We start from the raw sequence: 820 nt of genomic DNA, 5'->3' as shown, positions 1-820 counted from the left end.
CACTAACCCAGCAGCAAGACTTTATGGGACTTAGCGTCCAAGCTGTAGACGGTGTCGTATACTCACTACCCTATACTGATGAGAACCTTCAGCACTTTAGTTCAAGCAAAGGCAGAACCAAAGAGGCGCCCTATCCACAAATGCGTTCGGTATGCCTGATCAATACTGACACGCATGAGATCATTGACACAACCCTTGGAGATATGGGTCAAGGAGAGATCACCTTAGCCCGTCAGCTAAACGTTCAAGACAATAGCATTACGCTATTTGATAGAGCCTATTTCTCAGCAGACCTACTTATCAGTTGGCAACAAACCCATCCAAACAGTCACTGGCTCATGCGGGCTAAAGATAATCTGCGTTACAGTGTGATTGAAACCTTTAGTGAAGGGGACTACTTGATACAAATGCCGGTTTCTCCCCAAGCTCAAAAGAAAAATCCAAACCTACCCGATACTTGGCAAGCTCGATTAATTGAGTGTCGTTATGAGGGTAAGACAAGACGATACATCACCTCTTTAATAGATGATAAACGCTTTACTAAGGATAAAGTGGCACAGCTGTACTTGCAGCGCTGGGAGATCGAGATGGCTTTTAGGGAAATTAAGTCTGATCTACAGCAGGGGCTGTTGTTAAGAAGTAAGCTGCCACAGCTTATGTTACAAGAGTTCTGGGGGCTTATGATTGCTTATAATCTGATAAGACGTTTGATGCGCTATATGGCAGTTAGAGCTAAGGTTAGCCCTCTACGAATTAGCTTTCATATGGCGTCTATTACGATTGTTGATCTGTTACGGTTTGCGCCTTTACAGGCTGCAGG

At 44.4% G+C, this 820-nt stretch carries 1 protein-coding gene; it reads left to right on the top strand.

The window, feature by feature from the left end:
* Positions 1–820 (top strand): IS4 family transposase (locus A7325_RS00400; protein ID WP_156508468.1); only part of this gene is annotated, 820 nt, incomplete at both ends.

Origin of the sequence: Psychrobacter sp. SHUES1 (assembly GCF_001652315.1) — a bacterium.
GTDB lineage: Bacteria > Pseudomonadota > Gammaproteobacteria > Pseudomonadales > Moraxellaceae > Psychrobacter > Psychrobacter faecalis.
Note: the sequence above shows the minus strand (reverse complement) of the source record. Positions and strands in the feature narration are given on the sequence as shown.